The organism is Peristeroidobacter agariperforans (assembly GCF_004138335.1).
GTDB lineage: Bacteria > Pseudomonadota > Gammaproteobacteria > Steroidobacterales > Steroidobacteraceae > Steroidobacter > Steroidobacter agariperforans.
The window spans coordinates 1,294,087-1,310,367 of the sequence record NZ_RYFW01000001.1 but is presented as its reverse complement, the minus strand read 5'-3'; the positions used below and the strand labels follow the sequence as shown (position 1 = coordinate 1,310,367).

Annotated in this window: 20 protein-coding genes; 6 read left to right on the top strand and 14 right to left on the bottom strand. The window is 62.8% G+C overall.

Annotated features, from left to right (window positions below; genetic code table 11):
- Positions 1-77: 77 nt before the first annotated feature.
- Positions 78-1,046, top strand: coding sequence for a threonine dehydratase (locus EK373_RS05655; protein WP_129641746.1), 969 nt, complete (start codon positions 78-80; stop codon positions 1,044-1,046).
- A 2-nt stretch (positions 1,047-1,048) separates the two neighbouring features.
- Here EK373_RS05655 and EK373_RS05650 read toward each other — a convergent pair whose 3' ends face one another.
- Complete coding sequence (locus EK373_RS05650; RefSeq protein WP_232831023.1) at positions 1,049-1,741, bottom strand: MmcQ/YjbR family DNA-binding protein; 693 nt, start codon at positions 1,739-1,741, stop codon at positions 1,049-1,051.
- Positions 1,742-2,002: 261 nt separating this feature from the next.
- Here EK373_RS05650 and EK373_RS05645 point away from each other — a divergent pair, with 261 nt between their 5' ends.
- The gene (locus EK373_RS05645; RefSeq protein WP_129641744.1) at positions 2,003-3,208 is read left to right on the top strand and encodes a glycosyltransferase; all 1,206 of its coding nucleotides are present in this window, start codon (positions 2,003-2,005) and stop codon (positions 3,206-3,208) included.
- Positions 3,209-3,222: 14 nt separating this feature from the next.
- Here EK373_RS05645 and EK373_RS05640 read toward each other — a convergent pair whose 3' ends face one another.
- A complete protein-coding gene (locus EK373_RS05640) occupies positions 3,223-3,660 on the bottom strand; it encodes a hypothetical protein (RefSeq protein ID WP_129641743.1) in 438 nt (145 codons plus the stop codon).
- Positions 3,661-4,025: 365 nt separating this feature from the next.
- Positions 4,026-4,451, bottom strand: a complete 426-nt coding sequence (locus EK373_RS05635; RefSeq protein ID WP_129641742.1) for a PaaI family thioesterase — start codon at positions 4,449-4,451, stop codon at positions 4,026-4,028.
- A gap of 37 nt (positions 4,452-4,488) precedes the next feature.
- Here EK373_RS05635 and EK373_RS05630 point away from each other — a divergent pair, with 37 nt between their 5' ends.
- Positions 4,489-4,950, top strand: a complete 462-nt coding sequence (locus tag EK373_RS05630) for an SRPBCC family protein (RefSeq protein WP_157994231.1) — start codon at positions 4,489-4,491, stop codon at positions 4,948-4,950.
- Here the strand turns inward: EK373_RS05630 and EK373_RS05625 are convergent.
- Positions 4,942-5,637 (bottom strand): class I SAM-dependent methyltransferase, encoded by a 696-nt coding sequence (locus EK373_RS05625; protein ID WP_129641740.1) that lies wholly within the window; start codon positions 5,635-5,637, stop codon positions 4,942-4,944. The genes EK373_RS05630 and EK373_RS05625 overlap by 9 nt on opposite strands.
- A gap of 276 nt (positions 5,638-5,913) precedes the next feature.
- Between EK373_RS05625 and rsgA the strand changes: the two genes are divergently transcribed.
- Entirely contained in the window at positions 5,914-6,960 is a 1,047-nt protein-coding gene (gene rsgA, locus EK373_RS05620) for a ribosome small subunit-dependent GTPase A (RefSeq protein ID WP_129641739.1), read from the top strand.
- A gap of 115 nt (positions 6,961-7,075) precedes the next feature.
- Positions 7,076-7,465, top strand: a complete 390-nt coding sequence (locus tag EK373_RS05615) for a TraR/DksA family transcriptional regulator (RefSeq protein WP_129641738.1) — start codon at positions 7,076-7,078, stop codon at positions 7,463-7,465.
- Positions 7,466-7,483: 18 nt separating this feature from the next.
- Here EK373_RS05615 and EK373_RS05610 read toward each other — a convergent pair whose 3' ends face one another.
- From EK373_RS05610 to EK373_RS05580, 7 genes are read right to left on the bottom strand one after another with little or no spacing between them, the layout of a single operon-like run.
- Positions 7,484-8,026 (bottom strand): DUF4136 domain-containing protein, encoded by a 543-nt coding sequence (locus tag EK373_RS05610; RefSeq protein ID WP_129641737.1) that lies wholly within the window; start codon positions 8,024-8,026, stop codon positions 7,484-7,486.
- An 8-nt stretch (positions 8,027-8,034) separates the two neighbouring features.
- Complete coding sequence (locus EK373_RS05605; RefSeq protein ID WP_129641736.1) at positions 8,035-8,802, bottom strand: hypothetical protein; 768 nt, start codon at positions 8,800-8,802, stop codon at positions 8,035-8,037.
- Positions 8,803-8,819: 17 nt separating this feature from the next.
- Entirely contained in the window at positions 8,820-9,119 is a 300-nt protein-coding gene (locus EK373_RS05600; RefSeq protein WP_129641735.1) for a DUF4342 domain-containing protein, read from the bottom strand.
- 21 nt (positions 9,120-9,140) lie between these two features.
- Positions 9,141-9,881, bottom strand: a complete 741-nt coding sequence (locus EK373_RS05595; RefSeq protein ID WP_129641734.1) for a LytR/AlgR family response regulator transcription factor — start codon at positions 9,879-9,881, stop codon at positions 9,141-9,143.
- A gap of 11 nt (positions 9,882-9,892) precedes the next feature.
- Entirely contained in the window at positions 9,893-10,957 is a 1,065-nt protein-coding gene (locus EK373_RS05590) for a sensor histidine kinase (protein ID WP_129641733.1), read from the bottom strand.
- Complete coding sequence (locus EK373_RS05585; protein WP_129641732.1) at positions 10,957-11,841, bottom strand: LiaF transmembrane domain-containing protein; 885 nt, start codon at positions 11,839-11,841, stop codon at positions 10,957-10,959. The genes EK373_RS05590 and EK373_RS05585 overlap by 1 nt, the downstream gene beginning before the upstream one ends.
- Entirely contained in the window at positions 11,838-12,224 is a 387-nt protein-coding gene (locus EK373_RS05580) for a LiaF transmembrane domain-containing protein (RefSeq protein ID WP_129641731.1), read from the bottom strand. Before EK373_RS05580 ends, EK373_RS05585 begins: the two co-directional genes overlap by 4 nt.
- A gap of 233 nt (positions 12,225-12,457) precedes the next feature.
- Between EK373_RS05580 and EK373_RS05575 the strand changes: the two genes are divergently transcribed.
- Positions 12,458-13,402: a hypothetical protein gene (locus tag EK373_RS05575; RefSeq protein ID WP_129641730.1), complete on the top strand. Its 945-nt coding sequence runs from the start codon at positions 12,458-12,460 to the stop codon at positions 13,400-13,402.
- A 52-nt stretch (positions 13,403-13,454) separates the two neighbouring features.
- Here EK373_RS05575 and EK373_RS05570 read toward each other — a convergent pair whose 3' ends face one another.
- The 3 genes from EK373_RS05570 to EK373_RS05560 are packed head-to-tail and all read right to left on the bottom strand — an operon-like array spanning position 13,455 to position 16,268.
- Positions 13,455-14,372, bottom strand: a complete 918-nt coding sequence (locus EK373_RS05570) for a recombination-associated protein RdgC (RefSeq protein WP_129641729.1) — start codon at positions 14,370-14,372, stop codon at positions 13,455-13,457.
- Positions 14,311-15,537, bottom strand: a complete 1,227-nt coding sequence (locus EK373_RS05565; RefSeq protein ID WP_129641728.1) for an S-adenosylmethionine:tRNA ribosyltransferase-isomerase — start codon at positions 15,535-15,537, stop codon at positions 14,311-14,313. The genes EK373_RS05570 and EK373_RS05565 overlap by 62 nt, the downstream gene beginning before the upstream one ends.
- Positions 15,534-16,268, bottom strand: a complete 735-nt coding sequence (locus tag EK373_RS05560; RefSeq protein WP_129641727.1) for an SDR family oxidoreductase — start codon at positions 16,266-16,268, stop codon at positions 15,534-15,536. Before EK373_RS05560 ends, EK373_RS05565 begins: the two co-directional genes overlap by 4 nt.
- Positions 16,269-16,281: the final 13 nt, after the last annotated feature.

The following is a 16,281-nucleotide window of genomic DNA, read 5'->3' as shown; positions in this document are numbered from 1 at the left end:
GCTACGCCCGCCATCATAGCCAAGATGGACGTTTCCTATACACTCTCGTCGGGAGAGACCAGCGAGGATCCTCAGACATGCAGTTCTCACGCGAAGCCATTCAAAGCGCTCTGCGAACCGTTTACTCGGCCATGCCGCCGACGCCTCAGTACCAGTGGCCGTTGCTGCAGCAGGCGTTAGGCTTCGAGCTCTGGGTGAAGCATGAGAACCATACGCCGCTGGGCGCATTCAAGGTGCGCGGCGGGCTGACCTACGTGGACTGGCTTCGCAGAACGCACCCGGACGTCCGACAGCTGGTCAGCGCCACTCGCGGCAATCACGGGCAGTCCATCGGGTTCGCGACTCGCCAGCACGGCTTGAAGGCCACCATCGTGGTCCCGCATGGCAACTCCGTCGAAAAGAATGCAGCGATGCGTGCATTGGGCGTCGAGTTGGTGGAGTACGGCGAAGACTTTCAGGCGTCTGCCGAATACGCCGCCGTTCTCGCGGAGCAGGGCAAGTTGCACCGTGTGCCCTCTTACCACCCGGAGCTCGTGCGCGGAGTCACCACTGCGTACGTAGAGCTTTTCGAGGCGTTACGCGATACGCCGCTCGATGTTTTGTATGTGCCCATCGGCCAGGGCTCTGGGGTCACGGGCGCGTCCATCGCTCGGTCGTATTGTGGCGTGAAGACGCGGCTGATTGGCGTGGTGTCTACCCTGGCGCTCGCCTATCAAAAATCGTTTCAGAGCGGTGTACCTATCGACTCTCCGGTCACCACCGCCATCGCAGACGGCATGGCGTGCCGGTCGGCCGTACCAGAAGCGCTCGAACTCATCCGGCGGGAAGTGGACGACGTGATTGCCGTCAGTGACGAAGAGGTCGCGAGCGCGATGCGCCTGATCTACACGTCCACGCACAACGTGGCCGAAGGCGCCGGAGCGGCAGCTCTTGCAGGCGCGACTCAGCAGCGGGATCGATGGGCCGGCAAGCGAGTAGGTATCGTGCTGTCTGGAGGGAACGTCGATGCAGCGGTGTTTGCTCGCGTGCTCAGGAACGAGATCTAGAACTACTCGACGCCTTGCGCATCGAGCGCCCTGAGCATTCTGCTGAGCGCGAAGTGCCGATAGCTGAATAGCGCGAGCGACCGGATCTCGCGCCAGTTCGCATCCTTCGTGACATCGAGCGCAATCCAGCCGTTGTGCCCGAGGTAGGCGGGAATGCTGAAGCTCGCGTCCCGCGTCAACAACGCCTGTTGATCGACGCCGACCCAGAATGCGAGCTGCAGTTTGCGGTCCGCTCGATAGCAGTACGCCTGCGCGAACACCTTCTTGCCCGCGCGCCACACCGGGTTACCGAATTGCTTATCCTCGCTGGTTTCGGGCAGCGAAAGACAGATGGCGCGCAACTCCTTCAGCACGGCCAGCGCGCGCTTCGATTGCATCGGATCGATGTCTTCCGGCCTCAAGGCCGCGGTCGGCGGTGCGATCTGGATGGTGTCGCCCAGCGATCTCGACAACGACGCCGGTGCAACCTTGGTATACGCCTCGCGCACCAGCGTCGCGATCGTTTTCCAGGAGATGCCCTTGTCGAGATTCACACCCAGCCAGCCGCGAGGACCAACGTAGGGCGGCACGAAGAAATGCTTCGGCTCGTGCTTCACATAGTGAGACTGCGCGCCTTGAGGAGCGTTGAGCCACAAGGCGACGCGGCCGTCACCGTGATGATTGATGACGTAGGTCGCAAACGTTTTGCCCTTCACCCGAAAATCGGGGGAGCCGTGCGCCAGCACTTCTTCAGTTTCGGGAAACCAGAGACAAAGTTCGCGGACGGCCTGACTGATGTCCTTTTTCTTTGCCATGGGCGGGCAAAAGCCGTGCGTAATTGTCTTATTGGGAGGCTACGCCGGACTGAAAAACCGTTCTTCTCCTGGCGTGCTGAGAATATACCGCAGCCGGGGGCTTGCCGGAAGGCCCGCGTCGTGCGCCAGTATCGCCGGCCTTGCCGTAAAGGAGGCCGTGAAATGCGCATACTGTTGAGCACATTCGGATCGCGTGGCGATGTTCAGCCCTTGCTGGCGCTTGCTGTCGCATTGCAAGCGCACGGTGCGGATGCCCGCGTGTGCGCGCCCCCCGATGAGGAGTTTGTAAAGCTGTTCGCCGCTGCCGACGTGCCGCTGCTGCCCGCTTTCAGGTCAGTGCGCGATTGGATCGCGGAGATGCTGCCGAAGCGAGCGACGATCTCCTTGCCCAAAGTGGCAGCGCAGGTGATGGCCGCCCAGTACGAGGCAATCGATAAAGCTGCGCAGGGATGCGATGTGATGTTGGCGACCGGCCTGTTTTCCTCGGTTGCAGCGGCGCGGTCCGTTGCGGAGAAGCGAGGCATGCGTTACGTGCACGCGGCCTACTGCCCGATCTTTCTGCCATCGCCGTATCAGCGGCCATTCGAATATCCCAGCCACCCTTTGCCGCGCGACGTCACAGACAATCAGGTCCTGTGGGATCGGGATGTGCAGGCGATGAACGAGATCTTCGGTGAAGGGCTCAATGCCCTGCGCGTCTCTATTGGGTTGCCGACGGTCGATAACGTACGCGACTACTGCCAAACCGCGCGACCGCTGCTCGCCGCCGATCCTGTGCTCGCACCCTGGCGGCAGGCTGCAATGCTCGACGTGGCGCAGACCGGCGCTTGGATCTTGCCAGATGCACGGCCGCTTCCAGATGAACTGCTTGCGTTCCTCGATGCTGGAGCGCCGCCTGTATATGTGGGCCTGGGAAGTCTTCCCGCACCGAAGGACTTCGCTCGAATGGCGATCGACGTCGTGCGCGCGCAAGGCCGCCGCGTTCTCATGTCGCGCGGCTGGGCGGAGCTTGCGCTGGTCGATGGCCTTGACGATTGCTTCATCGTCGGCGAGGTCAACCAACAGGCGTTGTTTCCTCGCGTAGCTGCAGTAATCCACCACGGCGGCGCCGGCACAACGCACGCGGCCGCACGGGCGGGAGCGCCTCAAGTGATTGTGCCGCAGATTGTAGATCAGCCTTATTGGGGCGGCCGAGTTTGGGACTTAGGCATCGGGTCGACACACGACGGTCCGACACCGACTTCTGGATCGCTCTCGTCCGCGCTCGAAGCAGCATTGAACGATGGAACTCGCGCGCGAGCGCTGTCGGTGGCAGATACGATTCTGGGAGACGGGGCGATGCGGGCGGCCAGGCTCCTGATGGAATAAACAGCGGGGTGCGCTCACCCCGCCATCACGCGCGCGCCCTCGCCATCGAATCGTAACTTCAGCTCTGAGAAGTAGGCCATGGCGAGGGCCGCACCCCAAAACACCATCCCGAGCTCGGTCAGCAAGAATGCCCAACCCGAGTACAGGATAGGGCCGAGGAATGGATAACTTGCCATCGAAAAAACGGTCAACCAGAACGAGAATCCTCGGCTCCATCGTTTGAACAAGTAGAGCCCGACCGTTCCCACAATGGCGCCCACGATGAGGACAACCGCGAACACCCCCATTGCGAGAGCGACCCAGGGCTCCGGCTCCTCGGTGAGGTAGGCTTCGTAGGCGTCGTCGATCTGCTTGGGAAACAAACCCGGCACCAGGAGATCCACCAGCGAGCCGAGCACTGCCAGAACTAGTGACGCCAGGACGAGAAAGCGGAAGATGGCGGCTTGATTCATATTGATTGCCCACGAACATGATGACCGCGTTGCGCGGAATTTCCGGACCCGGAAGCGTCTTGATGCTGCGAATATGCGCCTGATAGATCTCGCCGAGGAAAACGGCGTCAGGACGGCTCCCGAGGGTTCGGCGGCTCGGAATGCACGCTGGAATTTGTTGCAAATAGCCCCGGGCAGAATGCAAGGCGACAGATCCTACGTCTTGTCATGATCAGAACACCATGTTCAGTCAAGGCAGTTCTTGCCAAGGTGACGCGATATATCACGGCAGCCATCGACGCTGCGAGTTGTCTCGTCGCGAAAGCGACGGCTTACGCTCCCGCCGGAGTGCCAACTGTTGAGTTCGAACGAAAAGTGACAGGCCGCTAAGGCAAGGCGTAACCGACGGTAGATTGAGCGATCAGCTGCTCTTCGGGGCCTTGCCACAATCTCACATCCACCGTGGCCAGGCGCTTGCCGAGCTTTATCAGGCGGGCGTCGGCAACCACCGTGTTCCATCGGCAGGCGCGGAGAAAGGCGACATTGATGGTGTGTGTCACAGCCATGGCAACGGGGCCGATATGTGCAAGCACGACGGCGTAAGCAGCGACGTCGATCAACGCCATGAGTGCGGGCCCCGAGACGATATTCCCAGGCCGCGCCATCTCCGGAAGCGGCTCTAGAGTGAGCTGCACGTGATTGAGCTTCACGAATGCCAGTTCCCCCAGCGCAGGGCGCGCAGCCACGGGGAATGCGTCACTGAGGAAGGCGGCGAGCCCTTCCTTGTCGAAGCAAAGTTTATTCTCGATCATGACGTCAGCCGGCTGAAGACGGATGGATACTACGCGCATGACCATCAAACCAGAACCACCGACCGCGACAGCGAACGCAGTCCAGATCGTTCGCGACTTCGACACGAGCTGCGCAAGTGTCTGGCGCGCCTGGACAGACCCGAAGATCGTAAGCCAGTGGTTCGGTTCCGACCCGGCCGGCTCCGTCGTGAATGCGACGTTGGACGTTCGGCCTGGCGGCGCCTATAGCATCACCTTTCGAGATAGCAGCGGACTCGAGCATACGGCCAGCGGGCAGTACCGCGTCGTGCACCACCCGCGGGAGCTCTCCTTCACCTGGACCTGGAAGAGCGAGCCAGACCACCAAACGCGGGTAACGATCCTGCTGGAGGATCACCAGGGCGGCACGCGGATGAAGTTCGAACACTCGCAGCTCTGGGCAGGCTCATCGCATGGCTACGCAGAGGGTTGGCGCAGTACCTTCGATAAGATGGAGCGCGCGCTCGCAGCCTCAGTCTGATGCGGGTGCATACGCGACCCAGCCACGAAACGTGAAGCCGGTATAAAACAAACTCACATCGGTGAAGCCCGCATCGCGCAGGATTGCCTCGTCCTGCTCGGGCGAGAGGATCGGCAGTTGCGCAGCGATGGCGGAACGTGCGTTCGCAGCGCTGGCGGAATCGACACCAGAAGAAACCGCAAAGGAAACGTAGCGCGATAGCCATAGAGCACGCTCGGCCTCACCTTGCGGAAAGCTGAAATGCGCGACTATCAACGGTGCACCGGGTTTCAACCGACGCCGAATTTCCCGCACGGTACGCAATCGCTCATCGAGCGCAACGAAGTGCAGCGTCAGCAGGCAGGTCGCTGCATCGAAAGGACCTTCAGGTGCGACATCGATGTAGCCTTGATGTAAACGCACTCGAGAGCCGAGCGACCCGACGGTCGCTTCGGCGAGTTTCAGCATTTCGGCGGAAGGATCGACTCCATCGAATTGCCAGCCAGACTGGCTCTCTGCAAACACCTTCAACTCCAAGCCGCCGCCGGCGCCGACCACCAACACTCGTGCGTCGTCGGCCGCCCGCTCGGCGATGAGCAGCCTGGCCATACGCTGCAGATCGGCGAAGCCAGGCACGAGGCGGGGCGGACCCTCAGCGTAGCGCGATACAGCTTCGGGATCTGCAAAGACGTCGGCGGGCTTGCTCATGACGATCTTTTCGCAGATTCACCCAGGTGATTCAACGCCGACAACTCAGGCGTCGGTGGATTCCATTGCCAAGCTCCGCTCGCCCGAGTAGGCTTCGCATCCTTCCATTCACCAACCCAGGAGAGGTCAAGAGAACTATGACTGTGCGAACCGCGATCTCCGCCGGGTTGATGCTCCTCGCCCGCTAAACGCTGAGCGTTTGCGTTCACCCCGGCGCCGTTACGCCCGTTCCTCTGACGAGGAGCGGATGTCATCGCGTTTGTTTGGGGTTTTCGCATGGCTTCTTTATCACACCTTGGCTGGCGCTCGTTTCATTCTCAGCAACTGACGCTCGAAGATCTGGAAACCGCTTATCCCGCGCGCGTGAGCGGCGTGCACCGGAGCGGTCTGGCGGTTGTTTCGGAACAGGGTACGAGTAGCGTCACCGTTCCGCCCCGATTGCTCGAATCTCTGGAGCTGCCCATCACTGTCGGCGACTGGGTGCTCATCGAGCACGCGGCGCCGCGCGTCCAACGAGTGATCGCGCCGTATTCCGTGATCAAGCGTCACGCAGCCGGCACCGACCATCGACTGCAAACCATCGCAGCGAATCTGGACACGCTGTTCGTAGTCACGTCGTGCAACGACGACTTCAATCCGTCGCGCCTGGAGCGATATCTCGCGGTGGCGTTCGAAGCGCAGGTCGAGCCCGTGATCGTGATCACGAAGGCCGATCAGTGCGACAACCCCGCATCGTTCATCAACGAGGCGAATGCACTGGGAACGACGGCGGCAGTGATCGCCGTCAACGCGATGGACATCACCACGGCGGCAGCACTCGAGCAATGGCTGCAACCCGGTCAGACCGTCGCATTCGTCGGCTCCTCCGGCGTTGGCAAATCTACGCTGGTCAACACGCTTACCGGCAACACGCAGCAAGCGACCGGCGGCATTCGCGAGGACGACAGCAAAGGTCGCCACACGACGACGTCGAGAGAGATGTTTGCGCTCCATGGCGGCGCGTGGGTCATCGACACGCCGGGCATGCGAGAGCTGAAGATCGGCGCGGTCGAAGCCGGACTGCGCACGGTGTTCGACAACATCGAGACGCTTGCCGCTCAGTGTCGATTCCGCGATTGCAAGCATGAATCGGAAGCGGGCTGCGCTGTGCTCGCCGCCATCGCAGCCGGGCAACTCGATCCTCGGCGTCTGGCGAGTTATCGCAAATTGCAGCGCGAGGCCGCGCTGGCCGAAATGAGCACTCGCGAGCGCCGTGCCCGCGACCGCAGTTTCGGCCGGATGGCCTCATCGGCTATGAAAGTAAAGGAGAAAAACAAACGCTGAGTTTGCACATCTATTACCGACAGCGGAGCGAGGCAATGCCCCTTCATTGCCTCGCTCAGGAACCCGTCGCTCGGCGGCGGGTTACGTACCAGTCGAGGCTTTGAGGTGAGTGCACATGATCGATCAAGGGCAGGCCCTGGAGCTCAAGACTCGCTTGCGAGACCGGGCGGAACAGCTGCGCGATGAAGTGCAGCGGACGCGGGCGAGGTCGCTCGAAGAGAGCCCTGGGAACGTCGCCGAGCGTGCTCGGGATGCCGAGGATGATTCGTTCGCGACACTGGTCGTGGATACCAATCTGACGGAAATCGAGCGGGACGTGGACGAGCTGCGGATGATCGACTCGGCATTGCAGCGGATCAACGCCGGCACCTATGGCACTTGCGTGGACTGCGGAAGAGAGATTCCGATCAAGCGCCTGCAGGCCGAGCCGACCGCCGAGCGCGACGTGGAATGTCAGGAGCTCTACGAGAAGACGCACGCTTCGGCACGCACGCCGAGCCTCTGACGATGGCGAGCGCCGAAGTTACTTCGGCTCTCGATCCGGATACTTCTCCAGAATCCTCGCGACGATCTCGCGCGTCTCATCTTCGTTCGGCTCGGGCTTGAGGAATGAAGCATCGAGCGAGCCGCTCCACACTTGCGCGTTCTTCGCCGTGTCCACGATGTCGATGGTGAAGGTGCCCGCTTGTTCGGCGCGCTTGCCGATCGGCAGCGTGACACCGATGCCTCCACCCACGCCTCCGGAACCGCCGCCGACACCCACGCCAACGCCGGGCTTGTTTGCCGGCCGCTCGTAGATGTCGAGCGCATAAGTGACGCGGCAGTCGCCTTTCTCGGCAGCCTGGGTATAGCCCTTTTGTTTGAGCTGCGACATCACCTCGCTCTTCACTCGCTGCTCGGTAAGCGACGCGGGCTGTTGCTGCGTCGGCAGCCATTCAAAAGATTGGCAATTCGGCAGGCCGGTCTCCGCCATATCGACTCGCACTTTCGACGGAGCCGTGGCCGTGCAGCCAGCGAGCAGCGTCGCACCCAGCAACAAACCAGAAGATAAAACGGCGGTCTTCATAAGCAGCCTCAAGGATCGTACTCGTAGTGCCACGGCTCGTAAGGCGATTGCAGCGGGCCGCGGAAATTACTGCCCGCGATCGCGGCCTGCAGTTTCTTCGTCCACCCCTGCGCGTCCCAATTGCTCTTGACCGTGGCCGTCTCGGTGGGCGCCACGATCGCGCCGTCCTTCATGATCTGAAAATCGATGGCCCGCAGCTGACCGTGTCGAGAAATCCCCGGCGCAGCGAGCGGCGCAGCCGTCGGCGGCCGCCAGCGGGCCAGGAATGACTTGAAACGCTCGACATCGTCAGCTTGATCCGGTGAGCCATAAGCGGGCTTGCTGAGCTCGGCGAGCGCTTGTTTGTGCAGGGATGCGGCCACTTTGCCGACCGAGGTATTCGTGTTGAAACGAACGATCTGCAACTCGAGGCTGCGCGCCTCGGTGTTGGCGTACAACGTGTAACCGGGATTCTGCGACTGGAAACGTGCCCGAACCTTTTCGGTCTCGGCGAGCAGCGCGCGATATTCCGGCGAGCGCGCGTGCTTTTGGATCTCATCCGTCGTCCAGCTCCAGCGCGAACCCAGAGTGTCGCCCGCTCGCAGATAAGAGCGCGCTGCCAACAACCGGCGGGGCGTGCCGTCGATCTGTTTCAATGCCGCGGCGGTCTTCTCGGGCAGGCTGTCCGCGATGTGCTTCAGATACTCATCGAGCGCGCCGTCCGTCGACGCGAACGTCATCTGCAGCGGCGCAAGCAGCAAGGCGACAATCGCTACGATGCCGATGCGCCTCGCCACTTACATCGCTCCACGACTCACAGCGACGGCGTCACCGTCGAAGGAGTCTCGGCTTCCTTCTCGATGACGATGGAGCCCTTCAGCACCAGCGCGGCGATCGCGCCGATAGCAGCGAGCTGCGGCGCGAGCAGAGTGCCCACGACGCCCAGCGTCAAAGGAATATCGATCAATACGCGGCCCTCCTCGTTCTTGATGATCACGCGACGGACGTTGCCGGCGCGGATGATCTCCTTGACCTTGGTGAGCAGCGTATCGCCGCTGAACTGAAATTCTTCTGAACGCGGTGGCTCGTTACGGGTGGAATGCGTCTCGGTCATGGCAGTGCCCTCCGGGTAAGTTCATCCGATCAGCTCCTTCAACTTGGTATGCCCCGTGCGCGACATGGGCAGCTTGCTGCCGTCCGACAGGATCGCCAGCCAGCTGTCCTTGCCGTACAGATCGATCCGCGCCAGGCGTTCCACGTTCAGGATGAACGAACGGTGGATACGCACGAAACGCGTGGGATCCAGCTGAGTTTCCAGGTCGCTCATGGTCTGCTGCTTGCGCAGCCGCTTGCCGCCGGCCGCGAACGACAGGTAATCGTCCTGGGCTTCGATGAAATCAATCCGTTCCAGAGGCAGCACGTGCACGCGCCCCTCGTGGCGGATCAGAATGCGCTCCAGCGTGCGTCCGGGCGGGCGGGCCGACGCCGACAATTGTTCCGGCGAGGGCGCGGGGGTCTTGTTTCGCAGGCGCTCGGCGGCACGCTCCACAGCGGCAGCCAAACGCGGCGGCTCCACGGGCTTCAACAGATAGTCGACCGCGTGCACCTCGAAGGCGCGTAATGCGTACTCGTCGAATGCCGTACTGAATATGACGGCCGGGGCGCGCTCGCCCAACAGCTCCAGCACTTCGAAACCGGACAGCTTGGGCATCTGGATGTCCAGGAACATCAGATCGGGATTGAGCTCCTCGGCCAGCTTCACCGCCTCGAAGCCGTTCGCCGCCTGCCCGACGATTTCGATGTCCGGCAGCTTCACCAGGTGCTCGGCCAGGATGGAACGGGCCAGGGTTTCATCATCGACGATCAGGACACGCACGGAAGATTCCTTTAAGACGTTGCATGAGTGCTGACGGCCGGCAGCAGAATGGAAACTCGAAACGCGGTCTCGCCGGCATCGACATCGACGCTGGCGCGGTGACCGCACAATGTTTCCACGCGCGAGCGCACGTTGACCAGGCCGACGCCGGTGCTGCGCGAAGGCGGTCGATCGGGATCGCAGGGATTCGCAACCACCAGCTCCAGAAAGCCTTCCCGCCGGCGGGCCTGCACGCACACTTCACCGCCTTCGAGCATGTGCGCCACGCCGTGATGAACCGCATTCTCCACCAGAGGCTGCAACATCAGCGGCGGCACTGCCACTTCCTTCACGTCGTCGGCGATGTCGAAACTGGCGCGCAACCGCTCGCCGAAGCGCACCTTCTCGATGGCAAGAAAAGTTTCGGCCAGCGACACTTCCTCGGCCAGCGGAATCGCCTGCTGGCGCGCCAATGTCAGACTTTTGCGAAAGAACGTCGCCATGAGAAAGCACATCTGCCGGGCGGCCTGGGTGTCGTTGCCGATCAGCGCCGCCACCGAGTTCAAGCTATTGAACAGGAAATGTGGATCGAGCTGCGCGCGTAGCGATTTCAACTCCGCTTCGCGCGCCAGCACCTGCAGTTCGAGCGCACGACGTTCAGCATTCCGCGAGCGTTGGAACGCGCCGGCGAGATAATGACCGAGCACGGCGAGCGACATGCCGATTGCGCCCGCGAATATCAGCAACGGCAGCAGCCCCGCCGCGGACTCCGGATAAACCTCACCTTCCGGCAGCAGCCACATCGCCCAGGCGGACGCGATGGCGATCCACACGATCAACGACACCAGCCCCGCGATCGCCCAGGTAGTCACCAAGCGTGCAACCGGCGTGTCGTCGGGCGGCATGGCCTGCACGACATACCAGAACGACAACGATTGCAGGCCGAGCACGATCGCCACCGGCACCGCGAACTCCAGCGACCAGGCCACGGGCGCGTTGCCGCCGAACACGAACACGACGGTCAGCAACAGGCCGAACACCACCCACACGCCGAGATACAGCAGCAGGCGCCCCCGGTGTTTGAAGATCGGGTGCATTAATTTTTGATCTCGACGCCGGCCATCACGACCATGCCTTTGACCACCAGATGTTTGGTCGGCACCACACTGGTGGGGCGTCGCTTGTCGATGAAGCCGGCCAGCAGCGTCGTGACTTCGCTGGTCACGGTCCAGTCCGGCGGCACATAGATTTCCACGCCGCCCCAGAATGCAAACACTTCGATCACAGCGCTGTCGCCTTCCATGCGCGCACTGGTCAAATCCAGTTTGATGCCGCCCATGATGGCATTCAGATCGGCGCCACGAAACGGTCGCGACACCGGCCGGAGCTCGTGACCCGAGAGCATCGCGAACGAGCGTACGAACTCAGCGCTGTCGCTCGCCTGCGCACTGCCGAAGCTGAAGCCCTGGTCCTGGTTCGTGTAACTCGTGCCGTTGGTGCTGGCGGCGCCGTTGCTGTTTGAGGTGCTAGTAGGCGTCGGGGCGTCAGGTCCGCTGGGCGGACCGCTCAACGAACGGAACACCAGCACGCCGCCGACGAACAACAATATGCCCGGCAATATCAGCTGACCGAGACTGACGTGGATCCAGCCGATCTTGTCGGCGAAGATCCAGAAGCCCACCGTGACCAGAACCCAGCCCCACGCGCGACTGCGCTTGTGCTGGGGATTGCGAATCATCGCGACGCCGACCGCGACCAGCGCCAGCGGCCACAGGCTGCGCAATATATGACGCGCTTCGAACCAACCGAGATTGTCGGCGAGCAGCGTGCCGCCGAGCAGGATGATGAGTAGCCCGACGATCAGCCGGGTCGAGAACATCTCGTGACGGGTGCTGGGTTGCGGCGCTGAGCGGGGCGGATGCAACGGCCAATCCTCGTGCTGCTTCCGATTCGGATCATCTCCGGGCGGGACCTGGTTCATGACACACCAGTGCCCGACGGGCCGCTCGCCGCAGGCGGTGGCCGATCTTCATGCCGATGCAGGATGAAGCCCAGGCCCGCGGCGATCACGAAGATCGGCCAGGCGCTGGACCAGCCCAGGCCCCACCATTGATGGAAGCCAATCAAGCAGTACAAGCCTATAGCCATCGACCAGACGCCGCCCACGCGGTCCATGTGCCGGGTCGGAAGGAGCAGGCCGAAGCCGCCGATCACGAACAATCCCCACGGTAAGAACTGCCACCAGCCCCACGGCAGCCCGAAGCCCAGGTTGACCGCCAGCAGCAGCCCACCCAGCACCAGCAGAAAAATGCCCGCCACCAGCCGGGAGCGGCGCGGCCGGTGCTGTGCGGATAAATCGTTCATCGAATGACTCCAGCCGTGAGCGCCCTGAATACAGGCCCGACGGCGGGCGTGAGGGATGTCGCGGGCGCTGACGGACTAACGACCATGGGCTCCGAAACTAAGTCCTGCCGGACGGGCTTACCAGCAACTACCGGTGAACGGCGGATACGCGCCGGTAGACATCCGGGGCGTTGTTTGCGAGCGACGGTTCGGTGTGGCCCATCATCCGGCTGGCATTGCTAAGATTGCCGCCCATGAAACGCGCATCATGGATTGGTCGGGCTCGTTCGTGGCCATTGCTCGCAGTGTTGCTGCTCTCGGCGTGCGCCAGTTCGCCGCCGCAACAGAGCACCTCGAACGCCAGGCCCGCCCCTGGAGAGGGCGATGCAGACCAGATGGCCGCCACCGCTGTGGCGCTCTGGGGTGCGAGCCCAGTCACCAATGGTTCGCAGGCCCTGTCGCAGATTCAGAAAGCAGCGCAGGCCGCTCCGGAGCGTCCGGAAATTCTGTGGCTACATTTGCGACTCTGCACGGAAGTGCCCGGCTGCGAGCCTCAGCCCATCGAAGCGCGCCTGCGCAAGCTCGACCCGGACAACGGCGCCGTCTGGATCGGCCCCCTCGCGCGGGCGCAAGCGCGAGGCGATGCGCGAGCCGAAGCGCAGATCCTGGACATGATGAGCCAGGCGGCGGACTTCAACATTTATTGGACGACGACCGTCGCGAGGCTCACTCCCGCCGTGAGTCGGATGCCCATAGCGACGTCGACCGCGCAGGCGGTCCCGACGCCGCTGACCAATGCCATGAATGTGACTATCGGCTGGCTGTCCGCGCTGGCGATTCCCGCGTTACGGCCAGTGACTGCGGCGTGCGATGAACAAGACGTTCGCGAACCCGAAACTCGCGTGCGCTGTGAGCGAGTGGCGAAAGCATTACAAAACAGCGACACCGCGCTGGTCGAAGGGCTGGGCTTGGGCCTGGCGCAGCGCCTTGCCATTCCCGATTCGGCAGCGGCGATGCAGGTAACGGACAAGATCCAGACGCTGCGCCATCAGAATCAGGCGGCCGGCGCCGTCGTTGCGGCGCAAGTGGAGAAAGAGAAATTCTCCGAGCAGATGCTCAAGCTGATGGATCAGCTGAAGAAGGAGCAGGATGTGTCGCGGGCGATCCTGCGGTGGGCCGGCCAGCCGCTGACGCCCTGACGTAGTCGGCCGGCGATTCGCGGCCCCCTCTTCAGAAGTACCTGCTGCTGCGTTATGCAGCCGCGGCCTGCTTCTGTTCCGGTTCGCCGAGGGCCTTGGCCAAATCGGCCAGCAGCGCGGCGAGCTCGCCGGTCATCAGGGTGAAGTCGATATCGAACTGTTCGCCCGGATTGGCCGACTCGCCTTCCGCGGGCGTGTCCTTGTCCATCAACAGGAACTCCACCTTCTTCACGTGCAGCTTCTCGTTCAGTACGAACGAGATGCGATCCTTCCACGTCAGGCCGAGACGTGTCGCGAACATGCCGCCGGTGATCTGCGCGCGGATTTCTTTGCCGTCGAGCGGATGGCGCACGTAGCGAACCACCGGCTTGCTCTGATCCGCCGCCTGCAATTCGCAATCGTCATCGATGGTGAACGTGACCGGCGCATCGCCCAGCGCCAACCAGGCCGTCATCGAGGACGAGGGAGAGCGCTCCGTCTCCATCAACGTGACCTGCAAGCTGCCCAGCGTGTCCCGCAACGTCTCGACCAGCTCTTCGGCCTTGCCTTCGCTGGATGCATTCACGACCAGCCAGCCGTGCGCCGGATCGATCCACGCGTGCGTCACGCGTTTACGCGTCAACGCGCGACCGCGCAGCTCTTCGGTGACGCGCATCTTCAATTCGCGCATCTGACGGCGGCCGACCGGATAGCCCTGCTCCTTGGCGATCTCCTTGGCGCGATCGGTAGCTACCTGGCGGATGATGGAGCCCGGCAATAACTTCTGATCCACGCCGAGCGCGATCAGGTGCTGGCCGTTGACCGTGTGGACGTAGCGCTCCAGGTCACTGGAGAACACCCAGCCCTTGCTCTGCATGTCGAAGCTGCCGCACGGCATGAGCGAGCGCGCGGCGAGCTTCTCTTCCAGCTCAGTCGCGGAGACAGAGAAGTCGTCGGGCAGGCGATAGACGATGAGATTCTTGAACCACATGGGCGGGCGCCGGCGCAAAACGGCGGAGTATACGTGGCGCACGCCGTCCGACCAGTCCTTGACGTTCCGGAAAATCTTCGCCCCCACTTTTAGTCGCCCTGGTCGGTCCGGCCGGGCGCGAATATCGACGGCTATCGCGTTCAATCAGAACGGAATCGCCGAATTCGTGGCTGCGATAGCCGGCACTCTCCAGCGCGTCATCCGCGCGCAGCAGCGCTGCTTTGTCGGCGAATGCTTGCAGCAACGCGTAGTGACTGGTGCCGGGCTCGTGTGTACCGGACAGAATCACGTCAACCACGCGCAGCTGCGTCTCGGCGTCGATCCGGAGATTCGCGACGCTCTCGCCGGCCGCAACCGAGCCGAAAGTCGCGGCGCTGTGCTCCAGCGCCCGCACGACCGTCGTACCGATCGCGACGATCCGCCGGCCCTCGCACAACGCGGCCGCAATCGCCTCTTCGGTCGCGACCGGAATCCGGTACGGCTCATCGAACGGCAGCTTGCGATCCAGCTCCGGATCTCCCGTGGAGGAAATCCCCGCGGCGTGCGTGAGCGTTGCGAACTCGATGCCTCGCGCCTCGAAGTCCGCGAGCATCTGCCAGTCCAGCACAAATCCGGCTGACGGTGGCTCATAGGCCACAGGCGCGCCCGCAATCGAGGTCCAAACATCCCATAGCGACAAAGGCTCGCTGAGATGAGCGTATTGAATGGGACGACCGTGCTCGGCCAGCCCTCGCCACAACTCATCGACCGCAGCTTCGAAACGCAGCGCGAGCAGTCGCGGATGCCCCAGTACTCGTTCGACACGCGCGATCAAGGAACCCAGCTCGAGCTCATCGCCCGCCTCGAACACAGGTGGCAACGGCCGATCTTCCGTGCGCGTGCGATAGTCGCCGGGCCCGAATGCCACAGCGATGAATCGCTGCACATCTCGATGAGCCAGCGATGGCTTGCCTGCGAGCCGCACCTCGATGCTGCGTCCAGTGCGCACGTGCATTCCCTGCAAGCTCGCCGGCAGCGTCGCGGCGTCATTTGCAATCACCAGATCGCCGGGACGGAGCAAGTCCACCAATTGCGAGCGCGGCGCGTGACGAATCGCGCCGTGCTCGTCGACATATAGCAAACGAGCAGTGGCGGGTCGTTGAGTGGGGCGATCGGCTGGAATCATGATGCGTTTCTCAGCGCCGGGCGCGCCGGCAGCAAATCACAAATGGTTTCCGCCAGCTCGTACGCTGACTGGGCCGGTTGCTTGAGCGTCGACGGATCGGCGTCGGGCAGCGCGGCGGCGTGCATCGGCGTGTCCATGTCGCCTGGATCGAGCGCGATGAAGCGCACTCCTTGCGCGGACAACTCTTCGTTCCAGATGCGCGTCATATGCGCCAATGCAGCCTTGCTAGCGCCGTAAGCGCCCCACTGCGGGTACGCGTTGACCGCCGCGTCGCTGGAGATGTTCAACACCAGCGAACCTTTCCCTTCACGCGCCGACGCGGCCAGCGCACCGAGCAGCGCCTTCGTCAATCGAAACGGGCCGAGCACATTCGTTACCAGCGCGCGCTCGAAATCCTCGCACTGAGTGTCACCGAGCACCGCAAGCGGCACGGGACCGAGATCGGACGCGTTGTTGATGAGCACATCGAGCCCGCCCAATCGGCCGGTGACTTGCAGCGCGATACGGTGAATGTCGTGCTTGTTGGAAACATCGCCGACGATGCCGTGCGCAGATTCTTCCGCTGCCACGACGGCAACGCGAGCGGGCGTGCGAGCGACCAAAGCAACCAGAGCTCCGCGACGCGTGAGCTCCCTGACCAGCGCGAGGCCGAGCCCCGATGTGCCGCCAGTGATCGCGACTCTTACGCCGGTCAACCGGCGCGGAGTTTCGGACTGTCGTTGAGTTTGCATAGGGTCTCCTTCG